The sequence below is a fragment of the Pseudomonas sp. ZT5P21 genome (genome assembly GCF_054897785.1).
Genome location: NZ_CM142705.1, coordinates 4,655,017 through 4,680,952 on the forward strand (window position 1 = coordinate 4,655,017; position 25,936 = coordinate 4,680,952).

At 58.9% G+C, this 25,936-nt stretch carries 17 protein-coding genes; 10 read left to right on the forward strand and 7 right to left on the reverse strand.

The window, feature by feature from the left end:
• Positions 1-269 precede the first annotated feature (269 nt).
• Both ACYZT9_RS21620 and ACYZT9_RS21625 read left to right on the forward strand, forming a co-directional pair.
• Positions 270-3,386 carry a transglycosylase domain-containing protein gene (locus ACYZT9_RS21620; RefSeq protein ID WP_462007334.1) on the forward strand — a complete coding sequence of 1,039 codons (3,117 nt, stop codon included), beginning with the start codon at positions 270-272 and terminating at the stop codon, positions 3,384-3,386.
• Positions 3,387-3,575: 189 nt separating this feature from the next.
• Positions 3,576-8,507: an NEL-type E3 ubiquitin ligase domain-containing protein gene (locus ACYZT9_RS21625; RefSeq protein WP_462007335.1), complete on the forward strand. Its 4,932-nt coding sequence runs from the start codon at positions 3,576-3,578 to the stop codon at positions 8,505-8,507.
• A 72-nt stretch (positions 8,508-8,579) separates the two neighbouring features.
• Here the strand turns inward: ACYZT9_RS21625 and ACYZT9_RS21630 are convergent, their stop codons facing one another.
• From ACYZT9_RS21630 to ACYZT9_RS21650, 5 genes are all read right to left on the reverse strand, one after another.
• Complete coding sequence (locus ACYZT9_RS21630) at positions 8,580-9,080, reverse strand: CS1 type fimbrial major subunit (RefSeq protein WP_462007336.1); 501 nt, start codon at positions 9,078-9,080, stop codon at positions 8,580-8,582.
• 33 nt (positions 9,081-9,113) lie between these two features.
• Entirely contained in the window at positions 9,114-9,857 is a 744-nt protein-coding gene (locus ACYZT9_RS21635; RefSeq protein ID WP_462007337.1) for a molecular chaperone, read from the reverse strand.
• A gap of 45 nt (positions 9,858-9,902) precedes the next feature.
• Positions 9,903-11,114: a hypothetical protein gene (locus ACYZT9_RS21640; protein WP_462010268.1), complete on the reverse strand. Its 1,212-nt coding sequence runs from the start codon at positions 11,112-11,114 to the stop codon at positions 9,903-9,905.
• 2 nt (positions 11,115-11,116) lie between these two features.
• Positions 11,117-13,639, reverse strand: a complete 2,523-nt coding sequence (locus ACYZT9_RS21645) for a CS1-pili formation C-terminal domain-containing protein (RefSeq protein ID WP_462007338.1) — start codon at positions 13,637-13,639, stop codon at positions 11,117-11,119.
• Positions 13,640-13,747: 108 nt separating this feature from the next.
• Complete coding sequence (locus ACYZT9_RS21650; RefSeq protein ID WP_462007339.1) at positions 13,748-14,239, reverse strand: CS1 type fimbrial major subunit; 492 nt, start codon at positions 14,237-14,239, stop codon at positions 13,748-13,750.
• Positions 14,240-14,741: 502 nt separating this feature from the next.
• On the opposite strand from ACYZT9_RS21650, the gene ACYZT9_RS21655 reads away from it, so the two are divergent.
• Positions 14,742-15,317, forward strand: a complete 576-nt coding sequence (locus ACYZT9_RS21655; RefSeq protein WP_462007340.1) for a PadR family transcriptional regulator — start codon at positions 14,742-14,744, stop codon at positions 15,315-15,317.
• Entirely contained in the window at positions 15,314-16,099 is a 786-nt protein-coding gene (locus tag ACYZT9_RS21660; RefSeq protein WP_462007341.1) for a siderophore-interacting protein, read from the forward strand. Before ACYZT9_RS21655 ends, ACYZT9_RS21660 begins: the two co-directional genes overlap by 4 nt.
• Before the next feature lie 125 nt (positions 16,100-16,224).
• On the opposite strand, the gene ACYZT9_RS21665 is transcribed toward ACYZT9_RS21660, so the two are convergent.
• A complete protein-coding gene (locus ACYZT9_RS21665; RefSeq protein WP_462007342.1) occupies positions 16,225-16,875 on the reverse strand; it encodes a Pr6Pr family membrane protein in 651 nt (216 codons plus the stop codon).
• Between the two features lie 2 nt (positions 16,876-16,877).
• Positions 16,878-17,108, reverse strand: a complete 231-nt coding sequence (locus ACYZT9_RS21670; RefSeq protein ID WP_461951708.1) for a VF530 family protein — start codon at positions 17,106-17,108, stop codon at positions 16,878-16,880.
• 641 nt (positions 17,109-17,749) lie between these two features.
• Between ACYZT9_RS21670 and ACYZT9_RS21675 the strand changes: the two genes are divergently transcribed.
• The 6 genes from ACYZT9_RS21675 (at position 17,750) to cmoB (ending at position 25,919) form a co-directional block, all read left to right on the forward strand.
• The gene (locus ACYZT9_RS21675) at positions 17,750-20,161 is read left to right on the forward strand and encodes a glucose/quinate/shikimate family membrane-bound PQQ-dependent dehydrogenase (RefSeq protein ID WP_462007343.1); all 2,412 of its coding nucleotides are present in this window, start codon (positions 17,750-17,752) and stop codon (positions 20,159-20,161) included.
• A 331-nt stretch (positions 20,162-20,492) separates the two neighbouring features.
• Entirely contained in the window at positions 20,493-22,910 is a 2,418-nt protein-coding gene (lon, locus tag ACYZT9_RS21680) for an endopeptidase La (protein ID WP_462007344.1), read from the forward strand.
• Between the two features lie 197 nt (positions 22,911-23,107).
• Positions 23,108-23,500: a protease inhibitor I42 family protein gene (locus ACYZT9_RS21685; protein ID WP_462007345.1), complete on the forward strand. Its 393-nt coding sequence runs from the start codon at positions 23,108-23,110 to the stop codon at positions 23,498-23,500.
• Between the two features lie 2 nt (positions 23,501-23,502).
• Positions 23,503-24,138 carry a lysoplasmalogenase gene (locus ACYZT9_RS21690; RefSeq protein ID WP_462007346.1) on the forward strand — a complete coding sequence of 212 codons (636 nt, stop codon included), beginning with the start codon at positions 23,503-23,505 and terminating at the stop codon, positions 24,136-24,138.
• 48 nt (positions 24,139-24,186) lie between these two features.
• Entirely contained in the window at positions 24,187-24,966 is a 780-nt protein-coding gene (gene cmoA / locus ACYZT9_RS21695) for a carboxy-S-adenosyl-L-methionine synthase CmoA (RefSeq protein ID WP_462007347.1), read from the forward strand.
• Positions 24,963-25,919 carry a tRNA 5-methoxyuridine(34)/uridine 5-oxyacetic acid(34) synthase CmoB gene (gene cmoB / locus ACYZT9_RS21700; RefSeq protein WP_462007348.1) on the forward strand — a complete coding sequence of 319 codons (957 nt, stop codon included), beginning with the start codon at positions 24,963-24,965 and terminating at the stop codon, positions 25,917-25,919. Before cmoA ends, cmoB begins: the two co-directional genes overlap by 4 nt.
• The last annotated feature ends 17 nt before the right edge of the window (positions 25,920-25,936 follow it).

Genomic DNA, 25,936 nt, shown 5'->3' on the forward strand with positions numbered 1-25,936 from the left:
AGGAGATTTATTGTGGCGAGGGGATTTATCCCCGTTCGGCTGCGCAGCAGTCGTAGACCCTTCAAATGCAGTCTTTTTGAAAGGATGGGGGCTGGTTTGGGGCGGCTGCGCCGCCCAACGGGGATAAATCCCCTCGCCACAAAAGCCCGCCTCGCCGCAGGTGTAAATGGATCCACGACATTTGGCTGTCCACAATACTCTCACCATCGCCAACCACCGACTAAGCTTCAGACAAGTCCGATCAATCTGCGTGAATGGATCAGTCGACTATGGGTGCTTTGTGGCAAACCGATTCGAGTAAAACTGTGGTTCCGACTGAACGTGTGGATGAAGCGCCTTTACCTGAAAAACCTCGCCGTAGTCGCACCAAACACGGCTGGGGTGCTTTCTGGTTGTTGCTGTTGATTATCGCCATTGTCGTGGGTCTGGCTGCCGCCAAGGAAATGCGCACCGCGAAGTTTCAATCCCGGGAAATCAGCAAGTTTGCCGAGACCCTGAAATATGATTTACAACCCGGCCCCAGCGACGCCATTCGCTACCCTGGCGCCGGGCCGTTCGATCTGCGTCTGGGCTACAGCTCGCTGGGTGAGTTCCTGCCACGCCTGCTCAAGCGTGATTACGTCATCTCGGCCCAGACCCGATTTTCCAAGGCGCTGATGGACTACAGCGACAAAGGCCTTTTCGTGCCCTATCCGGAGAAAATCCAGGCGGGGTTGCTGATTACCGATTGCCGGGCGGCACCGTTGTATCAGTACAAGTACCCGCAACAACTCTATTCAAGCTTTGATGCAATTCCGCCCGTGGTGGTCAACAGTTTGCTGTTCATCGAAAACCGCTTTCTACTCGACCCTCGTCAACCCCGGGCCAACCCCGCCGTGGATTGGCCACGGTTCGGCATGGCCGCGTGGTCGCAGGTTGCCAAATCGCTGCACATCCCTGGCCAGTCGGCGGGCGGCAGTACCCTGGCAACGCAGCTCGAAAAATACCGCCACTCACCTGATGGCTTGACGATGTCGGGTGGGGAAAAAATCCGCCAGATGATTTCAGCCACCGTGCGCGCCTATCAGGCCGGACCGCAAACCCTTGAGGCACGCAAAAACGTGGTACGCGATTACCTCAACAGCGTGCCGCTGTCGGCCGTGCCGGGTCATGGTGAAGTGCATGGCATGGCCGAAGGCTTGCGTGTCTGGTACGGCGCCGATTTCAGCAAGGCCAACGAACGCTTGGCCAGCACCGAAACGGACCCCGGGAGCATGGCGGAAAAAGGCCTGGCCTTGCGTGAGATGCTGTCGTTGATGATCGCCCAGCGCCGCCCTTCCCACTACCTGACCAAGGGCCGTGACGAACTGGCCGATCTCACCGACAGCCACATCCGCCTGCTGGCACAGAACCATGTGATCGATGCACCGTTTGCGGCGGCCGCGCTGGCCAGCAAAGTGACCTACCGCGACTGGCAGACCCAGCCGACCATTCAACCGATCGAAACCAACAAAGGCATCAGTGTGGCGCGCAGTCGATTGGGTGGGTTGCTCAACCGGCCGCTGTACGACCTCGATCGCCTTGATCTGTCGGCCACCACCACCTTGCAAGGCGACCTGCAAACCCAGGCCACCGAATACCTCAAGCATTTGGCCGACCCGGCCTTTGCAGCGCAAATCGGCCTGATGGGCGAACGTCTGCTCACGCCCACCAGTACCACGCAAGTGCGCTACAGCTTCACGCTGTTCGAATTGACCCCGGACGGTTCGCGGGTACGGGTGCAGACTGACAGCACCGATCAGCCATTCGACATCAACGAGGGTAGCAAGCTGGAGCTGGGGTCCACCGCGAAAATGCGCGTGCTGACGACGTATCTGCAAATCATCGCCGAGCTGCACGATAAGTACGCAGAAATGACCGTCCCGGAACTGAAGAAAGTCGATGTCCCGGATCAGGATCGCCTGAGCCGCTGGGCCGTCGATTACCTCATTCAGAACAAGGACCGCAACCTGCCGGCCATGCTGAGCGCCGCGCTGGACCGCAAATATTCCGCCAGCCCCGGCGAAGCCTTTTTTACCGGCGGCGGGCTGCACACCTTCGTCAACTTTCGCAAGGAAGACAACGGCCGTCTGCCGACCTTGCGCGATGCCCTGCGCGAATCGATCAACCTGCCGTTCATCCGGCTGATGCGTGATCTGGTGCGCTACACCACCTATTCCAGCCCCAACAGCAGCGCCGAACTGCTCAAGGACGACCGCGATCCCCGGCGTCAGGAATACCTGGCTTCGTTCGCCGACCGGGAAGGCACGTCGTTCCTGCTGAAGTTCTGGAAGAAGTACAAAAACAAGGACACCCAGGCACGGCTCGAGACCTTTCTCGACAGCATGCGTCCGACGCCGATTCGCATGGCGGCGGTGCATCGGTATCTGCTGCCACAAGCCAGCCAGGAAAGCTTCAACAGCTTCGTGCGCTCACACCTCTCGGGAACGAAGCTCACTGAGAAGCTGACGGACGAACGCCTCCAACGGCTCTACGAAAATTACAGCCCCGGCATTTACGACCTGCCGGACCAAGGCTTTATCGCCAAGGTGCACCCGCTGGATCTGTGGCTGATGGGCTACCTGCTGAACAACCCGGATGCCAAGTGGAGCCAGATCGTCAAAGCCAGCCAGTTCGAACGCCAGGAGGTCTACAGCTGGCTGTTCAAGAGCCGTCACAAGGGTGCTCGTGACAACCGCATCCGAACCATTCTGGAGATCGAAGCGTTTCTCGACATTCACCAGCGCTGGCAGAAAGTCGGTTATCCGTTCGATCACTTGGTGCCCTCGCTGGCCACCGCCATCGGCAGTTCCGGCGACCGTCCGGCAGCGCTGGCCGAACTGATCGGCACCATTCTCAACGACGGGGTGCGCATGCCGACGTTGCGCATCGACACGCTGCACTTCGCGGCGAATACGCCCTATGAAACCAAGCTGATCAACGACCCGGATGTCGGCAAGCGAGTGATGCCTTCGGAAGTCGCCACGGCCATGCGCGAGGCCTTGTCACAAGTGGTGGACGCCGGTACGGCGAAGCGCGTTTCCGGCAGTTTCATCACGCCGGATGGAAATCCGCTGGGCATGGGTGGCAAAACCGGAACCGGGGACAACCGCATCGAAGCCATTGGTTCTGGCGGTCGAATCCTCAGCTCGAAGTCGATCAACCGCACCGCTACTTTCGTGTTCTTCATCGGTAACAACCACTTCGGCACCATGACCGCGTTCGTGCCCGGGCGCTCGGCCGAAACCTTCAAATTCACTTCGGCACTGCCGGTGCAAGTGCTCAAAGGGATGGCGCCGATTCTGACACCGTATCTGCAGCCCGGCAGTCATACGCAGTGTCTGCCTGTTGAAGTGGCCCGGCGCTGACGGTGCTGCCTGAACAGGCAGCGCCATAGCCTTTTCAAACTGTTAGCGGGTCATAATTATTTATGACTTGTATTCAAATTCAAAAGCATCGCGACTCATGAATGGGTCAGGACCCACAAACAATTTGGACTTTTTATTTAAGTCTGGCGAGATACGCTATTTGCATTTAAACAGACCAGATAAATTCCGATGTCAAACTTGAATACAACTACGCCACCCCCTCAAATCGTTACTCATCAAAACAAGGGCCGTCATTATGAATTCATCACAAGCGGCATCAGCGCTCCCTTTAAAAACACCTCGCTACATCGTGCTCTAGCGCTGAAATCAACATCTTTAACCATCGAAAACTGGTATCACGCCGACGATCACGACGCGCTCGACACTGCCAACCTCAAGGCTTGGGCGGCACTGAACCAGGCGGATCAGGCATTCGGAAAGTTACAGAACATTTATGCATTCGCCGAACCCTTACTGAAAGCAAAATTGAAAGAAACTTATGGAATTGACGAGGATGTAAGGTCCATCTTCCTGCGTCTCTATTTCCCCAAAAAAAACCCGTGGTACGTAATTGATACACAATTGGGTTATGCCAGCCGAACCGTCTCCTTGCTCGATGCGGCGCTGCACAATTTTGCGCTGTCTGAAACATTCACCACCGATTCAGACTTCATCAGCAAGCCCGATATTAATGGGCATTTCGACATCAATCCCATAAAAACAACGATGTCGATCGATCAATTCAAAAAACTGTGCAGGGAATTGGACGTCGGGGCCCGATACAACCAATACCTTAGAACCTTTTTAGTGCCTCGAGAGCCGGTCTCACAAGCGGTGCTGGAACACAAAGCGAACCACAGCCAGAAAGCCGTACTCGGCGCCGCCGCGCACATGGCACTGTTGAAAAAGGACATCAGCGCCAACGCCTTCGACGTCGTGCTCGGAATAATCGACGGGCAAACGGGCCTCACGCTGAACGGCAAAGTCATGCAGTGCTCTGATCTTTCGATGATGGACGCGTCCTTGACCGGCATCGTGCTGTTCACGGCCGTCGCCGGACAAAGCCGTGGCACCGACAGGCTGATTGCCTATGTTCCCCACGACCCCGAGCATCCGCTGAAAGAATATGCCTCGGCGCTTGAGTTCGTGCAGGAGCTGACGCGGCAACTGCGGGAAAACAGAACCATCCCGTCGTTCGGGGGAAACTATCGGCAGTTCTTCAGTCAGTTCATCGATCAGCAACAACGCGGGCATTTTTTCGCCGATCTGGACCAGCGCCTGAGCGTGGTGCAATGGCACGAAAAAGATCGCCTCGACCCCGGCCCCACATGGCGGGCAACGCCCGTGGACAAGCCGAACCTGGAATTCCGGGTTTCGCCCATCGACAAAAACCTCTGGCAGCATCTGTACCAGCAGAAGGTCAGCAAAATCATCAACGACGCCCGTGAAATCGCCGTGTCGACTGCCAAGGCTGACGACGACGCACGCTGGGTCTGGTGGGACAACTTCAAGAAAATGATCTCGGACATTTTCAATGCGGCCCTGCTGGTGCTCACGCCGTTCGTCCCGGGATTGGGTGAACTCATGCTCGCCTATACCGCGTATCAACTGTCCACCGAAGTCGTCGAAGGCGTGCTGGACCTGATTGACGGGCAATGGACCGAACTGGCCGAACATGTGGTGGGCGTTGTGGCCGATGTCGTTCAACTGGCTGCGTTTGGTGCCGGTGCCGCCATCGGTAATGACTTTCGTCTCAAGCTTTCCCCCCTCGTCGAAGGCATGAAACCGGTGCAGGTGCGTGACGGTACAACCCGTTTATGGCACCCGGACCTCGCACCTTATGAACAAAAAAACCTGCAACTGCCTGACCTTTCCAAACCCGACGCGTTGGGGCTGCATCAGCATGCGGGCAAAAAAATACTGCCGCTCGACGGCAGGTATTTCGAGGTCCGCCACGATCCGGACAGCGGCCTGCATCGGGTCCAGCACCCCAGCCGAACTGACGCCTATGCGCCGAAACTGAGGCATAACAGTCGCGGAGCCTGGGTCCATGAAGGTGAAAATCCGCAAGAATGGGACAGCGCGACGCTGCTGCGCCGAATCGGATATTCCACCGACGGTTTCAGTGCTGATCAGCTCGAAGACATCCGCCAAATCAGCGGCACGGACGAAAGCTCGCTGCGCTACATGCATGCCAAGAACACCGCACCGCCGCTGCTGCTGGAGGACACCCTCAAACGCCAGCGGGCATTCAATGACATCCAGACCGCCAGCGCCGACATCCGCGCCGGTAGACCGCTGGACCCGTCGTCCTATTGGTTTGAACAGCAGGTTACCGATTTGCCCGGTTGGCCGTCCGACAGTGCCTTGAGGGTGTATCAACAGCGCGATCTGCAGGGCCCCGCCCGAACCTATGGCAATCCTGATGCAAGCCCGGATCGCACGCTGAACGTGAGTCTTGGGGAGGTGATGGCCGGCAAGCTGCCGGATCGGCTGACCGCGTTTCTGAATGAGGCACAGCTTGAACAACTGCTTGGTGCAAACGTGCCGAAGGAAGAACAGGTGCAAGCCTTGCGCGATCGACTGGCCGAGCAGGTTGAAAGGCACAGCGCCGGGATCTCGGATTCCACCTATCGACTTCGCGAAGCCAGCCAGGACCCACGCGTTCAACAATTGCAAAGCCAATACCCGGAGCTGCCCACTGCGATCGCCGAGCGTCTGGTGGCTCATACCGCCAAACGCGAACTCGAGGCACTCGACAATCAGCAACGCCTCCCGCTGAGCCTCAAGACCCGTGCCCGTGAATACACTTTTGAAACCCAGGCCGTCCGGGCCTGCGAGGGCTTCTACCAGAAAGAACGCCTGTCGCCTGACACCGAAAGGCTGGCCTTGAATGCACTGTTCGCGCAAAGCGACGGCTACCACGACCTTCGCGTCGACATTCGCGAAAGCACGTTTGAAGGTCCGTTACGTTGTAGCGTCGGCCCTGCCGAGGCAGCGAACGTGCGGATTCTGTTGCGTGACGTGCAGGGTCGTTACGAAATCCACGACGGCCACCATCGACAGCTCTTCAAGGCCCTTGATCTGTATGAGTCGCTACTACGTGTCATACCCGAGCAAACCGGCCGCGAACCGGGTTATGTGCCCGGCCAGGGGCAGGCGTTGCGCAAATGGCTGATCGTGCGGACCGAAGCGGCACAAGAGCGCCGTGATTGGCTGTTGAAGCCGTCGATTCGGCCAGTGCCCACGCAAGAAACAGTGTTCATGTTGCACAGCTTCAAATGGTTCAGATCTCCCGAAACCCTTGATCAACGCGTGCAGGCGCTGTACCCGACACTCAGCGAACGGGAGCGCATCAACTTCATCAACTCCCTGCCACTTTCCAATACCGAACGCTTGCAGGTTGTGAGCAGATTGAATAACGATCTGCAAGCACTTCGCACCCAGCTCAACGTCTGGGAGCATGGCTTCGGCAATCCCTCCGAGGGAATCGCTCCCCCTCGAGAGATCCTTGATGTCTCCGAGCGCCTGATGGAATGTTTCCAGCGAAAACCCCGATCCTTCGGCAAAACCGCCATTCGTTACGACGGCGGTTATACGCTGGATCTGTCCAGCGAAAACCGACCGATAAACCTTCGTAGCGGGTGGAGTGATCTGCCGAAGGAAATGGAACGCTATCTAAAGCAGATCACCACGCTGAACCTGGACAATTCGATCCTGCCATCAACCCCCCGCGTGCTTTTGAAGGATTTTGCGCAGCTTCGCCAGCTCAGTGCGCGAAACTGTTCCCTGAATCAGGTGCCTGATTCAATCGATCAAATGAGGATGCTCGAAACGCTGCGCCTGAGCGGCAACGACATTACGCTGAACGACGTCTCGGTCATGCAAATCAGCGACCTGACCCGGCTGCAAACCCTGCAACTCGATCACAACCCACGGCTGGGTCAGGCGCCGAACGTCGAACGCATGCCCCGTCTGAAAATCCTCGACCTTGCTCACACCGGCATCAAGGAGTGGCCCGAAGGGCTGCTGAACAAGCACCGGTCTCGCGGTTTTTTCCTTGACCTGCGCGGCACCGGAATCGATACCGTCCCCGACGCCGTTGCGAAATCGAAAGAGGCGTGGCTGATCGCCCGAGCGCGAATCAATCCCGACCAGCTTCGCGTTGCCGACCGTGAGGCCTTGTTCAAATATCGTGAAGCGGCAGGTCTGCCGCACAAGAATAGCTATGCGCCCCTTGCCGCCAATGCTCGCGCCAAATGGCTGATGTCGAACGAATCCAGGCTTTGGGGCAAGAAGGTCGAGGGGTTGGGCGCGTATCGGGAAGAAGCCTGGGACAACCTGATCAACGAGCCGAACTCCGAAGGTTTTTTCAGGATCATCGACAGCTTGACCGAGTCTGCCGACTATCGGACGGGAGGTCCGACGCGCCTGCAACTGGCTCGGCGCGTCTGGGATCTGATCGATGCCATGGAACTGAATAGCCAACTGCGCGAGAGGTTGTTCAACCTCGCAGCAGAACCGACCACGTGTGCCGATGCCAGCACTGAAGTGTTCAATATCATGGGTATGCAAGCATTGGTTGCCCAGGCATACGATTACTCGATTTCTGCCGCCGAAGTCGAACGCAAACTGGTGATCCTGGCCAAGGGCGCCACCCGGCTGGAGCGGGTCAACGAAATCGCCCGCAAGGACTCACTCTCGCGCGCAAGCAGAGCGGAGGAAGTCGAGATTTACCAGGCGTATCAGACCGCACTGGCACCTCGGCTCGAACTTCCCTGGCAGTCCGATCACATGCTGCACCGCGGCATAGCTGATGTAAGCGATGAAGCCATCGATGAGGCTTACAGCACCATTATCACCCAGGAAAAGGGCAACGGACTGATCGATGGCATGCTAGAACAGCCGTTCTGGGAAACGTACCTGCGAGAGAACTTTGCCTCGGCACTTGAGTACAACGATCAACTCTTCGACCGGGAACTGAACGGACTGGAAGATCGGCGCGCCCTCATGTCCATGAGCGAAGATGACTATTCACGCGAGATCGTGGACCTGGCTGAACGAAGGCTGGATCTGAGCCGAAATCTGACCCGCGCGGTGTTGCAAAAATACGACGTGTAAACCACTTCGGGTCCGAAGACGCCTGAAAACCGCCCGGTCGCCGCCGGGCAGTTTCGACATGAGCTCACGGGCTTACTCGCCCGGCGCCTTGGCGTTGAACAGCAGCATCACGTTGCCGGCATAATCCCCCGGTTTGTAGCCACCGACCGGTTTTACCGGCTGTATTTCCAGCAAAACCCGTTTGCCCACTGCAGCCTCTTCCCGGGACACCACTTGTCGCGGGGGAATATCCGGGCTCAGTTCCACGCCGTTAAAGCTGACCTGCAACGCGATGTCCTCGCTCGGTCTGCCGTTCGACAGGTAGGGCGCGCGTTCCAGGCGCGCTTCGATTGCACTGGTGTCATGCCGGACATCGAAATGCTTGCGTAAGCCGCCCATGGTCGAGCTGGGGTAATCCCAGTTGAGGCGCTGAGGCTGGTGGATCCAGCCCGGTTCGGCAGGAATGATGTAAAACGGTCGGCTGGGAATGGTCAGGGACACATCGAAGGTATGTTCTTCCCGAGCCGTCCATGCCACGTCACTCATCAGCCCGGTGATTGCCATCAGCGCGACGATGGCGCATTGCTTTATCATGTTTGATTCCTACCGCGTCAATGGAAGCAGCCGTTAGCGGCTAGCCACCTTCAGGTCTTTCTTGTTGTCGCCTTCGATCAGCTTGAATCGGTATTCACGACCCTTTTCCTTGTCGAACTCGAAGGTCTTGCCGGCCATGACGTGGTGCTTGGTGGTGGCACCACAGTCAGCTTCGTCAGCCAGCGAGCAACTTTTGAATTCATCGATCACCAGCACCGTGTTGCCGTTGTTGCGCAACTCGTAGCGGCCCGGGGTGTCATTGATGACCGTGTCGTAGCGTGCATCCTTGGGCCGCACGAAAAACACCGTGCCAAAACCGGTCATCACGTTGACCCCCGCCGACAGGGTCTTTTTGTAGTCTTCACGTTCCTCATGGCTGATCAGGAACTCATCTTCCTTTGCCGGCACTACCGGCACGAAACGCACGCGGAAGTAACGCTCGCGGTCACGTTCGCCCAGGTACAGCAAGCGGGTCCCCTGCATGCCCTGGGCCGGGACGATCAGCCGTGCAGGACTGGCCATGACGCCATTACGCGAGGCACCGTCCGCTGCGGTTTCGACCGGGACTTCCTGCGGCTTGCCGTCAGCGTCATAAACGATTTCCAAGACGTTGACCTTGACGAAAGCGGTGCTGTCGCCGCTGTTGAATACACGCTTGAGGTACGTACTTTTGTCGCCATCAAGATAGTCGTACACGGTGCCGACATTGATCTGCGGCCCGGCGTTTGCCACCCCACAAAACCCACCGAGCATCCACAACAAAAACAGACGTGTCATCGTCTTCAACCTCATGAAAGAAATGAAAATGGGTAGCGCGGCGGGTCAGACTTCGGAATCCCAGATGATCGTGATGTTTCCACGCGCCGTTCCGGCAGCCCCGGGCTGCAGCAGAAAGTCGATCGCCGCACGCGGCATTTCGAATCGCAACGAGCCGGGTTTTCGATCCACGTAATGTCCAGGTTGATAAGGACCGATCCAGAGGTTATGTCTGAGCTTTTGGCCGCTACCGCCGCCAGGGCCGGCGATTCCGGCGGGTAAATTGAGTGTTACTTCCACAGTGGTGCCGCCTCCTGGTATCGAACCGCGCAGCCTGCATTCGCTGCCGCCCAGCGAGTCACACAACATCTTGACTTTGAAGCGCGACGACGCGGAGATGTGAAACAGCTGATCGCGGTAGATCTTCGTGGGCTTGCGCCCACTGTCGATCCAGCGTTGCCAGCCGCCTTCGGGCTCCAGCACAACCTTGTCTCCACCGGGCGGCAGGTCGACTTTCAGGGTGTGTTGCACGTCCAGCACGAAGTCGAGGGTCAGGGAGCCGTCATCCGGCATCATCATCGCCCCCATCTGGAAGTCGCCTCCGGGGCCGAGTGAGTAAGTCAGCGACCCGGTATACAGGCCGGACGACATGCCCAAAGGGTTAGGGGTGCGCAGTTCATAGGCGAAATCGAGGGTATCGAAATACATCGACGGTATCCGGAAAGCCGCCACCTTGGAGCACGATGCTTCGACCGGTGCCTTCCAGAAAAACCTGTAAGTCGTGGGTGTATAGGCCCCGACGCCGCTGTATTGACAGGGCGCCGGCGCGTAAACCCAACTGCTGCTGGTCCAGAGTTTTTTATGGCCCTCCAGGGCGTCCGTCACCCCTACCAGATTGGCGGCGGTATCGCTCAGGGTAAAGTTGGAACCAATTCCAATGATGCGCACTTCAACGGTTTCGGTCTCCTGGGTAGCCTGATTGATGACCGTCAATGGGCGCCAGTTGGACGGCACCTTCAACGCCATGTCGTCGCCGGGAAAGATGGCGCGCGCGGAATCAAACCGAACCGGGATCTGAATGCTGAACATGCTGTTGTCGGCACACTGCTCCGGATAGTTCGCGCAATAACCGCTGTTCGGCGTCTTGTTGACGAACACGTTTCTACTCGGCTGCGACGGATCCGGCTGAAACAACGCCCGAATTTCTCTATTCGCCCCTTGCGCCGTGGGCGTGCCGAGCACGGCGAGCAAGCCTAACCAACATGCTGTTCTTTTCATGTTCAACCCGCCTTCTGATCGGTGATGTTGACGTCGGCCAGGGTGTCCGGCGTACAGCGCAGGTCCCCGATCATCAACACGTTGTTTTCGTTGCGATGACGATTGGCGTCGAGGCGGAACTGGCACAGCAGGCGGTTATCCTGCCGCACCTCCAATGTCGGCGAAGCGGCGTTCATTTCCATCGAGAAGAACCCGTCGACCTCGGTCACACCACGACTGGCGTGGTTGATCACGTGGTGGCCCCTGAGCGGCTGCCCTTGCGCGTTGACCAGCCGACCAAGCACGGTCAGGGTTTTCATGACACGGATCTTGCGGTAGTCGACCCCACCCTTGTTCAGGTGGTAGCGCGTACGCGCAGGCTCGATGGTGGCCGCCGGCACGTGGTTGCCCTCGAAATCGAAACTCACCGAGCTGTTCTGGTACGCGGTGATCGGAATGAAGTTGCGCCCGGGCTTCAATGCCGCACTGCCGCCGCTGTAATCGTCGGCGCGCAGGACAATGTCATCGATGTCCGATTCGACATCGACGATCATGCCGGCGCCGCGCATTTCGTACTGGCTGGTCATGAGTATTTGCTGACCACCGAGTACCAGGGTGCTGTCTACGTTCAGGCCACCGGTGAAGTTGTTGTTGTAAGACGAACGCTGGATGAAGCCGTCGCCATTGATCGCATCGGTGCGGAAATTGGCCAGGCTCGACATGCCGACGCCGTAGGTATCGGTGAGTGCGGTGACCGAGACGTTTTGCAGCACGTGATCCTTCAGGTCCTTGCGCCAACCGATGGACGCGTTATTGTCGCGGCCACCCTCCCGCGCGGTGCGCGAGCCAATGCTGCCGGTGATCTGCTCACCGGGCGCGCCCAGTGCCACGTTGATGCTCAAATCGACGCCGCGATTGCGCTCATCGCCGCTGCTGAAACTGCCTGGCCGGTCGAACAAGGACAACCTCCAGTTGGCGTCGCTGCCAAACAGCACGGTGCGCTGGCTCCAGCCCAGATCGAGGCCGACACCTTCGACGTTGCCCTCGCTGTGGGACACCCGCGCATTGATCGAATTCTTGCTGCTGAGCCGGTGGTTAAGCGCCAGCGAAGAGTTGCTGGTTTCGCCTTTGAATACATTGCGTTGCCGCACCCGTGTACCGTCCGGCAGGGTTTCGTAAATATTGGTGGTGTCCAGCCAACTGCGGTTGTGGCTGATCACCAGGCTGCCGGAGCCGTAGTTGTAAAGGCTCTGCAGATCGAGACCGGTGCCGTGGTCCTGGGTTTTATAGACGTTGGCGTACAGGCTGACGTGGTTGGCCAGGGTCCAGTCGATGGACGTGCCGTATTGCAGTTTTTCGCGAATCTGCCGCGCCGACAGCCCGAGAATCACTCGTGGGTGCATCAGGTAGTTGATCGCGGCCCCGGCCGTGATGCTGCCGCTGGCCTGTTGGTCCCAGTTGCTGAGCAACTTGCTCTCTTCCCCGGCAAACAGGTTGTAGCGCCAGCGTTCGTCGAGGTTGCGCCAGTTGCTCGGTTTGTACACCAACTCTTGGGTGGTGGAGGTGATTTGGCCGTCTTCGATCAGGCGCACTTCCACTTCATAAATGCCGCCCGGCAATGGGCGGGTGTCGAGGGTCTGTAAACCGGCCGGCACCGACTGGGTGTTGATCAGCAGGCCGTCGCGAAAGATCTCGACCGAACCCTGGCGATTAGCCGTGACGTAGATCGGATAAACGCTGGGCATCGGCGTATTGATGGCCAGGCTGTCGGAACTGCCATACATCACGCCGACGGCGGTGTCGGGGCTGGTGCCGAACGTGCGCGGCTGGCGGGTCAGCCCTTCGGAATTGGGGGTGAAATAGCCCAGGCGCACGAAGTTGCCTTGCAGTTCGCGCTGGGTGTAAAGCTCGTGTACGGCGTGATAAAGCTTGTCATCCGGACCGCCGAGGCGGGCCATTTGCATGTTGAACGTCTGGCTCCAGTTGCCCAGGCTGCCGCTGGCTTCAAGACCGAAGCGTCCGCCCAAATCCTGTTCCTGGCCGCCATTGAGGTTGAGCTGGTTACGCACCATCAGGCCGCTGCTGCCGCCGTCGGGCTGCTCGTAATAACGCTTGGCTTCAACGTCGCGCTCAGCGTTTTCGGTAAGGATCGAGACCAGCGAGTTTTCCAGGTTGTAGTGCACCGCCAGTACCTGATCCGGGCAGGAACCGGTGCAAGCACCCAGCGCCACGCCGGGCTTGAGATAACTGGCCCACTTCTCCCGCTCGGCGGGGCCGAAACGGTTTTCGCTGGTGTCGGTGAATTCGAGCAGGGTGATGCGATCGTCACGGGACAAAACCACCATGGCCTCCCCCAGCGGCTGTTGATCGAGCTCCACCCGCACGGCCAGAGGCACATCGAAAAAATGCTCCTCGAAATCCGCTGGCAAACCTTTGGCCTGGGCCAACAGACTTCGCGGTGTCGTGCCGACGGAATCGGTAGCCGCAACTGCACTGGCACAAAACAACAGCGCAAGCGCTGCCGCGATGGGTGTCATCGGGAACATGAACTCGTACTCTGATTACGGACAAGTTGAAGTCCGGCGGACAAACCGAGTGGGTTGTCCGCCGGAAAACGCCACTTTAGAAGTCAGCGTTTATTGCTGATCGCTTGATCAAGGAGTGATGATCGGAGGCACGGCGTCGAAGGTCATTGCTACGACGCCGGTGTAGTCACCGGGTAGGAAAGTTTTGCCTTTTGCACTGATTTTCAGCGGGGCACGGTAGTTCACGTCGGAATCGGCTTCACCCACGACCAGTTGCGGAGTCAGGGTCAGTTCCTTGTTGTTGAACTCGACTTTCAAGTCAATGGCTTCGGAACCGGAGATCAGCTTCGGAGCACTTTCCAGGCTGGCGTGAACCGAACCATTGTTGTTGCGCACGTCGAAGAAACCGTTGACTTCACGCATCTTGCCGGTGCTCGGCTGATAGCTCATGTCCTGGTCCTTGTTGACCAGGTCCGAGTCAGTCGGTACCACGTAGAAACCATTGGTCGGCACGTGAGCAATGAGGCTGATGGAGTGAGCCGCTTCACCCGCAGCGAAAGCCATGGAGGAATTGAGAGCCAGTACAGCCAGTGGAACTGCGATTGCGAATTTCTTGAACATCATTCAGTACCTGTTTTCTTTAAAGGATTGGTCCATTGAAAGTTCAAACAACGCATACCCGAAAGGTCGTGTTGGTTTGGACTTTCAACGCCGAGGCATGATCGGCTGTTCGTTCTGGAAAGTAAGCAGGCAACTTCCGACGACTTCGTAGTTAAACGACCCCATGAATGGAAAGAAAAAAGTTCAAATAAACGAAAGACGAAACAGCGACTGTAAGTTATGCCTTACATACAGTTTATTCAACAAAACCATACAGCGGTTTCAACTTGTTAATACGGGCCTTTGCAGCCTCTGGAATATAAGATCAACTATATTAGAGCGATAGCTTTAACTTTCCGGCTAATAACTGGCATCCCGATAAAAGCGTCCACCCATGCGCTGAATGACAGCTCTGAAGCTCGCCACCACTCGTCGGCCGAGGAAAGGATCCCTCAAAAAACGCCTTGCCCACGCTTAAAGATATATCTTAAGTTATGTCTAAACATGACGAGAGAAGCAGAAAATGAGAGACCATCATTCCCCCCACCGCGAGCATATCGACGGCCGAGACGGCTTCGAAAAACGCCCCGGACGCGAACGCGGCGGCCGCGGTCCGCGAGTATTCGCACCCGGTGATCTGAAATTGCTGCTGCTGGCGCTGATCGCTGAGCAGCCCTGCCACGGCTACGACCTGATCCGCCAGATCGAAGGCATGTTCGACGGCGCCTACAGCCCCAGCCCCGGTGTGATTTATCCAACCCTGACGTTTCTCGAAGAGAGCGAAATGATCCAGGGCGATGCCGAAGGCGGAAAAAAACGCTACAGCGTGACCGACGCCGGACGTCTGTCTTTAAGCGAGCAAGCGATTGCCCTGGACGGCGTGCGCATGCGCATCGACGTGAGCAAGCGTTCATTGCGTGGCCACGATAGGCCGGCCGAGATCCACGAAGCTGTGCATAACTTGCGTCATGCGCTGCAAATGCACCATGGGCGCTGGAGCGCGGAAGAAATCCTGCGGGTGCGCGACCTGCTCAACGACACCGCCAAAGCCATCGTCGACGGCCCCGCCGTTCCAACCGCATCGGAGAAAACCGAATGACTGAAGTGATCGAGCCCACCATTCACCGCGTCATGCATGAAATCAAACGCCGTCGCCTGGAAGTCTTGCGAGTGGTTGACCTGACCCCGCGCATGCGCCGAATTACCTTGGGCGGTCCTGAGTTGGCAGGTTTCATCAGCCTCGGTACGGATGACCACGTTAAATTGCTGTTCCCGCAGAACGCGGCGGAACAGGCTGCGCTGGAAACGATGGTGCTGGGTGCCGGCAAAGACAACGGCCCGATGCCCGCGATGCGCGACTACACGCCACGGCGCTATGACTTGGACACACTCGAGCTGGACATCGACTTCGTGCTGCACGGCGACGGCCCCGCCTCGACCTGGGCCGAACAGGCCAGACCCGGGCATTTTCTGCACATCGGCGGGCCGCGGGGTTCGATGATCGTGCCGGATATGTTTGACAGCTATCTGTTGATCGGCGACGAGACCGCCCTGCCCGCCATCGCTCGACGCCTCGAAGGCCTCGCGGCCAATCGCCGGGCGCTGGTGGTCATCGAAGTGGAAAACGGCGCTGAGCAGCAGAAGCTTCAAAGCCCGGCGCAGGTCAATGTGATCTGGGTGTTGCGCGAGGGCGGCAAGAACAACTTGCTGACCACCGTGAAACAACTGCAAGTGCCCAGCGGCAATCTGTACGCGTGGGTGGCGACCGAGACCAAGGTGTCGCGACAGATTCGCCGGGTGCTGCTGGATGAGCACGGATTGAATGATCAGTTCGTGAAAGCCGTCGGCTACTGGCGGCTGGATGACAGCGAGGAAGATTGACAGCCTTTAGGGTCTCTTCGCGAGCAAGCCCGCTCCCACAGAGGATTTGCGTCGTGCATGAATCTTGTGAGCGACGCAAATCCCCTGTGGGAGCGGGCTTGCTCGCGAAGACGATGCCTAAAACGCTACAAATCTAACTTCGTACCGCGCCACCGATCGAGCCCGATCACCAACAGCGCAATCACCACAAACCCCACCAACAATCCACCCGCATTCACAAACACCTGTGGATAACCCAGCTTGCCCACATCAATGAACGGATACGGATAAACCGCCAGCAGATGCCCGCGCAGCAACGCATAAGCGAAGTACACCAGCGGGTAGATCACCCACAGCGCAATGTGCCGTAACCGCAAGGTTCCCTTGGGCACACACAACCACCACCAGACCAGAAACAGCAGCGGCATGACGTCATGCATCAGCTCATCGGCCAGCCATTGCCAGCCTTGCGGATGCCATAAATGGCGTAACAACACGTTGTACGCCAGGCCGACCACGGCGATGCTCACGGCAATCCCGCTGCTCACCCACGGCTGCAAAAACCAGCGCCGCGCCGCCGATTCGCGGGACGTCAGTTCGCAGGTCAGTACGGTCGCCACCAACGTATTGGTCAGCACGGTGAAATAGCTGAAGAAGCTCATCAACCCGCCCAGCAGGCTGGCCCCCAGCGTCCAGCGCGAGTAGAAAATCAGATACAGCTGAATGCTCAATCCCGCCCAGCCGAGAACTGCGGCCACGGCCACAAAGTGACGTCGCGTGGCAGGCGGGATGTTCATGTTCAGAGTGGGCGCTTGGTGCGGATCAACTTGACGTACAACCGCTCGACCTTCTCCCGCGCCCACGGGGTTTTGCGCAGGAACGTCAGGCTCGACTTGATGCTCGGGTCACTCTTGAAGCAGCGGATATCGATGCGCTCGGCCAGCCCCGACCATTCGTAATGTTCAACCAGCGCGTTGAGGATTTGCTCCAGCGTCACGCCGTGCAGCGGGTTGTTGTTCTGTTCGGTCATGCCGGGCCTTCGAGCGATGAGTGAATTGGAAGCCGCGCACCTTAGCCGAGGGTCGCCTTGGGGGAAAGGTATCTGTGCGCAGTCTGTGAACGGTACACCATCCAATTGTAGGAGCGAGCTTGCTCGCGATGGACGTGAGGACACCGTGGTGTGTCAGACTCCCCGCGTCATCGTTGTCGTCCATCGCGAGCAAGCTCGCTCCTACAGATCCCTGTGACTGTTACCAAATCCGAAAGAATTCATGTCAGGAAAAGACCTTTTTCTACTTGTAACAAAACATTATCCTTGCGCCCGCCCATGCTGAAACGTTTCCGCTAGCCGCTTCGATGGCACGCGCACCAAACTCAATACATCCGTCACCCCGGTGGCATGGACAAGGTCGATGACGCACTGATTGGCGGGATCAAAATCACCTCATCGTTCTAACCCAGCCCCCAAAACCTTGTGGGAGCGGGTTTGCTCGCGAAGAGGGGCTGACATTCGCCTTGATGTCGTCTGACACACCGCATTCGCGAGCAAACCCGCTCCCACATTGGGCCGCGTCAACTGTTTCACTTTTTTAACTGAACCATGCCCACGCCGGATCGTCATCTACAGTGAACCTGCGCGGAACTACTTGAAACGTCACGGAGAACCACACTATGAGCACTGACGGTGCTTTGAGTCGAAGACGGCTATTGCCGACCCTGCTCGGCATTCTGCTTCTGCTAATGGGCCTGGCCATGCTGGTCGGCGGGATCAAGCTGAGCATGCTCGGTGGCTCGCTGTACTACTTGCTGACCGGTATCGGCCTGGCACTGACCGGCGTGTTGCTGATTGTCGCTCGCCGCGCTGCGCTGGGCCTGTATGCATTGGTGCTGTTCGCCAGCACCGTTTGGGCCTTGTGGGAAGTCGGTCTCGACTGGTGGCAACTGGTGCCGCGCCTGGCGATGTTGTTCGCGCTGGGTATCGTCATGCTGCTGCCGTGGTTCCGCCGTCCGCTGCTGCGCGAAGGCGCTGCACCGATGGGCACCGGCGCGCTGAGTGCGGCCGTGGTACTGGCGGGCGTTGCTGCACTGGCCAGCCAGTTCACCAACCCCGGTGAAATCAAGGGCCAACTGGACCGCGACAGCGTGCCGGGCATGACCAACACCGCGCCAGCCATGCCGGACGGTGACTGGAATTCCTACGGCCGCAGTGCGCACGGCGATCGTTACTCGCCACTGGCGCAGATCACCCCGCAGAACGTGAACAAGCTCGTTCCGGCCTGGACCTACCGCACCGGCGACCTGCCGGGGCCGAACGATCCGGGTGAAACCACCGCCGAAAACACCCCGCTGAAAGTCAACGGCATGCTCTACGTGTGCACGCCGCACAGCCAGGTGATTGCACTGGACCCGGACACCGGCAAGGAAATCTGGCGTTTCGATCCGAAGCTCTCCACGCAGAACGCGGCGAACTTCAAGGGCTGGGCGCACATGACCTGCCGTGGCGTGTCGTACCACGATGACGCCGCTTATGCTTCCGAGCAAAGCCCGACAGGCATTGCCAGCCCGGCACCGGCCGGCAACGTCTGCCCGCGTCGGATCTTTCTGCCGACCGCCGACACCCGTCTGATCGCCCTGAACGCTGACACCGGCAAGATGTGCGAAGACTTCGGTAACGGTGGCCAGATCGACCTCAGCGCCAACATCGGCAGCTTCAATGCCGGCGGTTACTATTCCACTTCGCCACCCGCCGTGACCAAAGACCTGGTGGTGATTGGCGGCCACGTCACCGACAACGTTTCCATCGACGAGCCAAGCGGCGTGATCCGTGCGTTCGACGTGCACACCGGCACACTGGTGTGGAACTGGGACAGCGGCAAGCCTGACGACACCACGCCGATTGCTGAAGGCAAGGTCTACACCCGCAACTCGCCGAACATGTGGTCCATGTTCGCCGTCGACGAAAAACTCGGCATGCTCTACCTGCCGATGGGCAACCAGACCCCGGACCAGTTCGGTGGCACTCGCACGCAGGAGTCGGAACTGCACGCCGCCGGCCTGACCGCACTCGACATCGCCACCGGGCAAGTGCGCTGGCACATGCAGTTCACCCACCATGACCTGTGGGACATGGACGTCGGTGGCCAGCCAACCCTGATGGACCTGAAAACCGCTGATGGCGTGAAGCCGGCGGTACTGGCGTCCACCAAGCAAGGCAGCATCTACGTGCTGGACCGCAGCACTGGCAAACCGATCGTGCCGATCAACGAAGTGCCGGTGCCACAAGGCGCTGTCGAAGGTGATCGCACTTCACCGACCCAACCGAAATCGGACCTCAACCTGATGCCGCCGCCGCTGCAGGAGCGCGACATGTGGGGCGTGACCCCGTTCGACCAACTGATCTGCCGGATCGACTTCAAATCCATGCGCTACGACGGCCCTTTCACCCCGCCGTCGCTGCAGGGTTCGATTGTTTATCCAGGCAACTTCGGCGTGTTCGACTGGGGCGGTATCTCGGTTGACCCGGTGCGCCAGATCGCTTTCGTGAACCCGAGCTACATGGCGTTCAAATCGAAAATGATCCCGGCCGCCGAAATCGCAGCCCAAGGCCCGCGCAAAAGTGAAACCGAAGGCGTGCAGCCGAACAAGGGCGCGCCATACGGCGTGGTTCTTGAGGCACTGTTGTCGCCGATGGGCCTGCCGTGCCAGGCGCCAGCGTGGGGCTATGTGGCTGCCATCGACCTGACCACGTCGAAAGTTTTGTGGAAGCACAAAAACGGCACGGTACGCGACAGCTCGCCGGTCCCGATCCCGCTGAGCATGGGCGTGCCTAGCCTGGGCGGCCCCATCACCACCGCCGGTGGCGTTGGCTTCCTGAGCGGCACCCTCGACCAGTACCTGCGTGCCTACGACGTGAAAAACGGCAAGCAACTGTGGGAAGGCCGCCTGCCAGCCGGTGCGCAAACCACGCCGATGACCTACACCGGCAAGGACGGCAAGCAATACGTGCTCGTCGTTGCGGGCGGTCACGGTTCGCTGGGCACCAGGCAGGGTGACTATGTGATTGCGTATAAACTGTCCGATTAATGTTTAGCGGCAGTTAAAACAAAGGCGACTCCCGCGAGGGGGTCGCCTTTTTTGTGGGCATGGGAACGCAATGTTCAATTCATTACGGACCACTGTGGGAGCGAGCTTGCTCGCGATGACGGTTTAGAATTCAACATCCCTTCCGACTGAAACACCGCTATCGCGAGCAAGCTCGCTCCCACAACGGTTCGGCAGGCACCTTGGAAACTTACCAAGTCCGGAATTCACCACCTGTCCAAACCCTGAACACACACCCGGAAATATCCCCTGCCATTGAAACCACCCCCCACCTGCCCCATCTAAGACCCATAGTCCATAGCGCAGGTGCCCCATGAGCGACCAGCAAGAATTCCCCGAAGACCCGAGCGAATACGCCGACCCCGAGAACGCAGAACACCACTCCACCGGCAAAGGCCTCGCGCTGCCCGGCCAGAACCTGCCGGACAAGGTCTACATCATCCCGATCCACAACCGCCCGTTCTTCCCGGCCCAAGTGTTGCCGGTCATCGTCAACGAAGAACCGTGGGCTGAAACCCTGGATCTGGTGAGCAAATCCGATCACCACTCCCTGAGCCTGTTCTACATGGACACGCCTCAGGAAGACCCGCGTCATTTCGACACCTCGGCCCTGCCGCTCTACGGCACGCTGGTCAAAGTGCATCACGCCAGCCGCGAAAACGGCAAGCTGCAATTCGTCGCTCAGGGCCTGACCCGCGTGCGCATTAAAACCTGGCTGAAACACCATCGCCCACCGTACCTGGTGGAAGTCGAATACCCGCACCAGCCGACCGAGCCGACCGACGAGGTCAAGGCCTACGGCATGGCGCTGATCAACGCGATCAAGGAACTGCTGCCGCTCAACCCGCTGTACAGCGAGGAGTTGAAGAACTACCTCAACCGCTTCAGCCCCAACGATCCGTCACCATTGACCGACTTCGCCGCCGCCCTCACGTCGGCGACAGGCAGCGAGCTGCAGGAAGTGCTCGACTGCGTGCCGATGCTCAAGCGCATGGAAAAAGTCCTGCCGATGCTGCGCAAGGAAGTCGAAGTCGCGCGCCTGCAGAAAGAAATTTCCGCCGAAGTGAACCGCAAGATCGGCGAACACCAACGCGAGTTTTTCCTCAAGGAACAACTCAAGGTCATCCAGCAAGAGCTGGGGTTGACCAAAGACGACCGCAGCGCCGACATCGAGCAGTTTGAGCAGCGTCTGCAAGGCAAGGTGTTGTCGGCGCAAGCGCAAAAACGCATTGAGGAGGAAATGAACAAGCTGTCGATCCTCGAAACCGGGTCGCCGGAATACGCGGTCACCCGCAATTACCTCGACTGGGCAACCTCGGTGCCGTGGGGCGTGTACGGTGAGGACAAACTCGACCTCAAGCACGCACGCAAGGTGCTGGACAAGCACCACGCCGGCCTCGATGACATCAAGGACCGCATCCTCGAATTCCTCGCCGTCGGTGCCTACAAAGGCGAGATCAGCGGTTCCATCGTGTTGCTGGTCGGCCCGCCGGGCGTGGGCAAAACCAGTGTCGGCAAGTCCATCGCCGAATCCCTCGGCCGGCCGTTCTATCGCTTCAGCCTTGGCGGCATGCGCGACGAAGCCGAGATCAAGGGCCACCGCCGCACCTACATTGGCGCGCAGCCGGGCAAACTCGTCCACGCGTTGAAAGACGTCGAAGTGATGAACCCGGTGATCATGCTCGACGAAATCGACAAGATGGGTCAGAGCTACCAGGGCGATCCGGCCTCGGCGCTGCTGGAAACACTGGACCCGGAGCAGAACGTCGAATTCCTCGACCACTATCTGGATCTGCGGATGGATCTGTCGAAAGTGCTGTTCATCTGCACCGCCAACACCCTGGATTCGATTCCGGGTCCGTTGCTCGATCGGATGGAAGTGATTCGCCTGTCGGGTTACATCACCGAAGAAAAAGTTGCCATCGCCAAGCGCCACCTGTGGCCGAAGCAGCTTGAGAAGGCCGGCGTGTCCAAAGGCAGCCTGAGCATCAGCGACAGCGCGTTGAAAGCGTTGATCGACGGTTACGCCCGTGAAGCCGGGGTGCGGCAATTGGAAAAACAACTGGGCAAACTGGTGCGCAAAGCCGTGGTGAAATTGATCGACGAGCCGAAAGCAGTGATCAAAATTGCGCCGAAGGACCTGGAAGCCTCACTGGGCCATCCGGTGTTCCGCAACGAACAAGTGCTGTCCGGCACCGGCGTGATCACCGGGCTGGCCTGGACCAGCATGGGCGGCGCGACCTTGCCGATCGAAGCCACGCGCATTCACACGCTCAACCGCGGGTTCAAACTCACCGGGCAATTGGGTGATGTGATGAAAGAGTCGGCGGAAATTGCCTACAGCTACGTCAGCTCGAATCTGAAGTCGTTCGGCGGTGATCCGAAGTTCTTCGACGAGGCTTTCGTTCACCTGCACGTTCCGGAAGGCGCCACCCCGAAAGACGGGCCGAGCGCGGGCGTAACCATGGCCAGTGCCCTGCTGTCGCTGGCGCGCAATCAAGCGCCGAAAAAAGGCGTGGCCATGACCGGCGAACTGACGCTGACCGGGCATGTGTTGCCGATTGGCGGAGTGCGCGAGAAGGTGATCGCGGCGCGGCGGCAGAAGATTTTTGAGTTAATTTTGCCGGAACCGAATCGGGGGAGCTTTGATGAGTTGCCGGATTATCTGAAAGAAGGAATTACCGTGCATTTCGCCAAGCGCTTTGCGGATGTGGCGAAGGTGTTGTTCTGAGGGTGATGTAGCGCCTGCACAATCGCCTTCGCGAGCAAGCCCGCTCCCACACTGGATCTGCGTACGCAGGACAAGTGTGGGAGCGGGCTTGCTCGCGAAGGCGTCGGCACTTAAACCACCATCTCCGCCGCTGTCACACTTTGTCTCATCTTCAGTTATGCTCGCCGTTCGTCGTGAATGCCGGAGCCGCTGACCTCATGTCCCCCACCCGCCTGTTTGTCCCCCTCGCCCTCTCTTTGCTGGCCGCCTGCGCCACGCAACCGAAACAGAACGTGACCGTGGAAAAACAAAGCGAATGCCCCGTGCAATTGCATAACGGGCAAAACCTGATCCTGACCCTGCCCAGCAACCCGACCACGGGCTACCGCTGGGCGATCCAGGATTCAGCCGGTGGCGTGCTGCGCGCATTGGGGCCTGAAGTCTATCGGAACCCGGAGGATGCCGGTGTCGTGGGTGCGGCGGGTGTGTCGACCTGGCGCTTTCAAGCGTTTACAGCCGGTGAAGGGCGCTTGCGCCTGACATCGCAGCAACCCTGGGCACCGGAAGTGCCGGCAGTGGAATCCTTCGACTGCGCGATCTCGGTCAACTGATCGTGGGTTGGCTGATTCTGGCGCTGATGGGCGCGGTGACCTTTCTTTACGGCCTGAGCGTTCACGCCGCGCTGCTATGCCTGCTGGTCAAACCTTTGCCCGTGCTGGCCTTGCTCGGTTGGCTGCACGACGCGCCGCCCAGCGAGTATCGGCGCTGGATCAGCCTTGGATTGATTTTTTCCCTGCTCGGCGATGTGCTGCTGGCGTGGCCCGGGGATTTGTTCGTGTTTGGCCTCGGGGCATTTCTGGTTGCTCACCTGGCGTATCTGAAAGCTTATTTGAGTGATTGCCGGCGGTTGGCGGTGTTGCCGTTGATGCTCGCGCTAGGTGTCGGCGCAGTGCTGTTGGGGATTTTGATTACCAATGGTTTAGGCCCGCTGCTGATCCCGGTGATCGTTTACGGTCTGGCCATCAGCGCCATGCTTTGGCGTGCACTCGCCCGGCTCGGCACCGATGTACCCAAGCGCTCGGCGCTGCTGGCCGCAGGCGGTGCGCTGGCGTTTGTGTTTTCCGACAGTGTGATTGGCGTCAACCGGTTTGTTGCGCCGTTTCATGCAGCGCCTTACGTGATCATCCTCAGTTATTGGCTCGGGCAATGGGGGATTGCGGCGTCGGCGTTTACTCAGAGACCGCGCTGACCGCCGGTTTATCAGACAACCGCGCATCCCCGCGCCAAGTTGGCTAAAATGCCGGCCTTTTCCACCTATGCCGCTGGAACCGCCGTGAGCAAAGAACCCGATCGCCTTTTCGCCCAGCCTTTGGCCCAGGTGCCCGACTTCGCCTTTAACGAGGACGTGGTGCGGGTATTCCCGGACATGATCAAGCGCTCGGTGCCAGGCTATCCGACCATCGTTGAAAACCTCGGCGTGCTCGCCGCGCAGTTCGCCCAGCCCAACAGCGTGCTCTACGACCTTGGTTCGTCCCTTGGCGCGGTGACCCAGGCGTTACGCCGTCATGTGCGCACCGACGGCTGCCGCGTGATCGCTGTGGATAACTCGGCCGCCATGGTCGAACGCTGCCGCGAGTACCTCAACGGTCAGGACTCGATGTTCCAGGAGCTGCTGCCGGTCGAAGTGATCGAAGGCGACATCCTCGCCCTCGAGTTCCAGCCAGCGTCGGTGGTGGCGCTGAACTTCACGCTGCAATTCATCGCCCCGGACCAGCGCACCGCCCTGCTCTCGCGCATCCGTCAGTCGCTATTGCCCGGTGGTGCGTTGATCCTCTCGGAAAAGCTGCGCTTCAACGACCCCGAAGAACACGCGCTGCTCACTGACCTGCACGTCGCGTTCAAACGCGCCAACGGCTACAGCGAACTGGAAATCGCCCAGAAGCGTAGCGCCATCGAAAACGTCATGAAGCCCGACAGCCTCGAAGAACACCGTGAGCGCCTGCTGGCCGCCGGTTTCTCGAAAGTCGTGCCGTGGTTCCAGTGTCTTAACTTTGCCTCGTTGATTGCCTTGCCATGATCGATCTGTCCCCCCTCGCCCGCCGTCTGGCCGGTACACCCTTGGCCGATTGGGCCGACACCCTGCAGGCGCAACTCGACAGGAAAATGGAAAAAGGTCACGGCGATCTGGAGCGCTGGCAAAGTGCGCTGGATGCCTTGCCGAAGATCCAGCCGAGCGACGTTGATCTGCTCAACGGCCTGACGCTGGACACCGATTGCGACGACGCCACCCGCGCGCAGATGCGTACGGCGCTGATGGGGTTGTCACCGTGGCGCAAAGGTCCGTTCGATCTGTTCGGCGTGCACGTTGATACTGAATGGCGCTCGGACTGGAAATGGTCGCGCGTCGCACCGCATCTGGATCTGAAGGGCAAACGCGTCCTCGATGTCGGCTGCGGTAACGGCTACTACATGTGGCGCATGCTCGGCGCCGGTGCCGACAGCGTGATCGGTGTCGATCCGAACTGGCTGTTCTTCTGTCAGTTCCAGGCGGTTCAGCGTTATTTGTCCGAGCCGAATGCCTGGCACCTGCCGTTTCCCTTCGAAGATCTGCCACCGGAACTCGAAGGCTTCGACACGGTGTTTTCCATGGGCGTGTTCTACCACCGTCGTTCGCCGATCGAGCATTTGCTGGCGCTGAAGGATTGCCTGGTCAAGGGCGGTGAGTTGGTGCTGGAGACGCTGGTCATTGAAGGCGATCAGCAGCAGGTGCTGGTGCCGGAAGACCGTTATGCGCAAATGCGAAACGTGTGGTTCCTGCCGTCGGTCCCGGCGCTTATGCTCTGGCTGCGGCGTGCCGGCTTCACAGACGTGAAGTGCGTGGACGTAAGCGTGACCACGGTCGAGGAACAGCGTGGGACGGAGTGGATGAAATATCAGTCGCTCAGCGATTTCCTCGACCCTGAAGATCACAGCAAGACGATTGAAGGATTGCCGGCGCCGATGCGGGCCGTCATCGTCGCTCGCAAATAAACACAAAAACTTCCAGA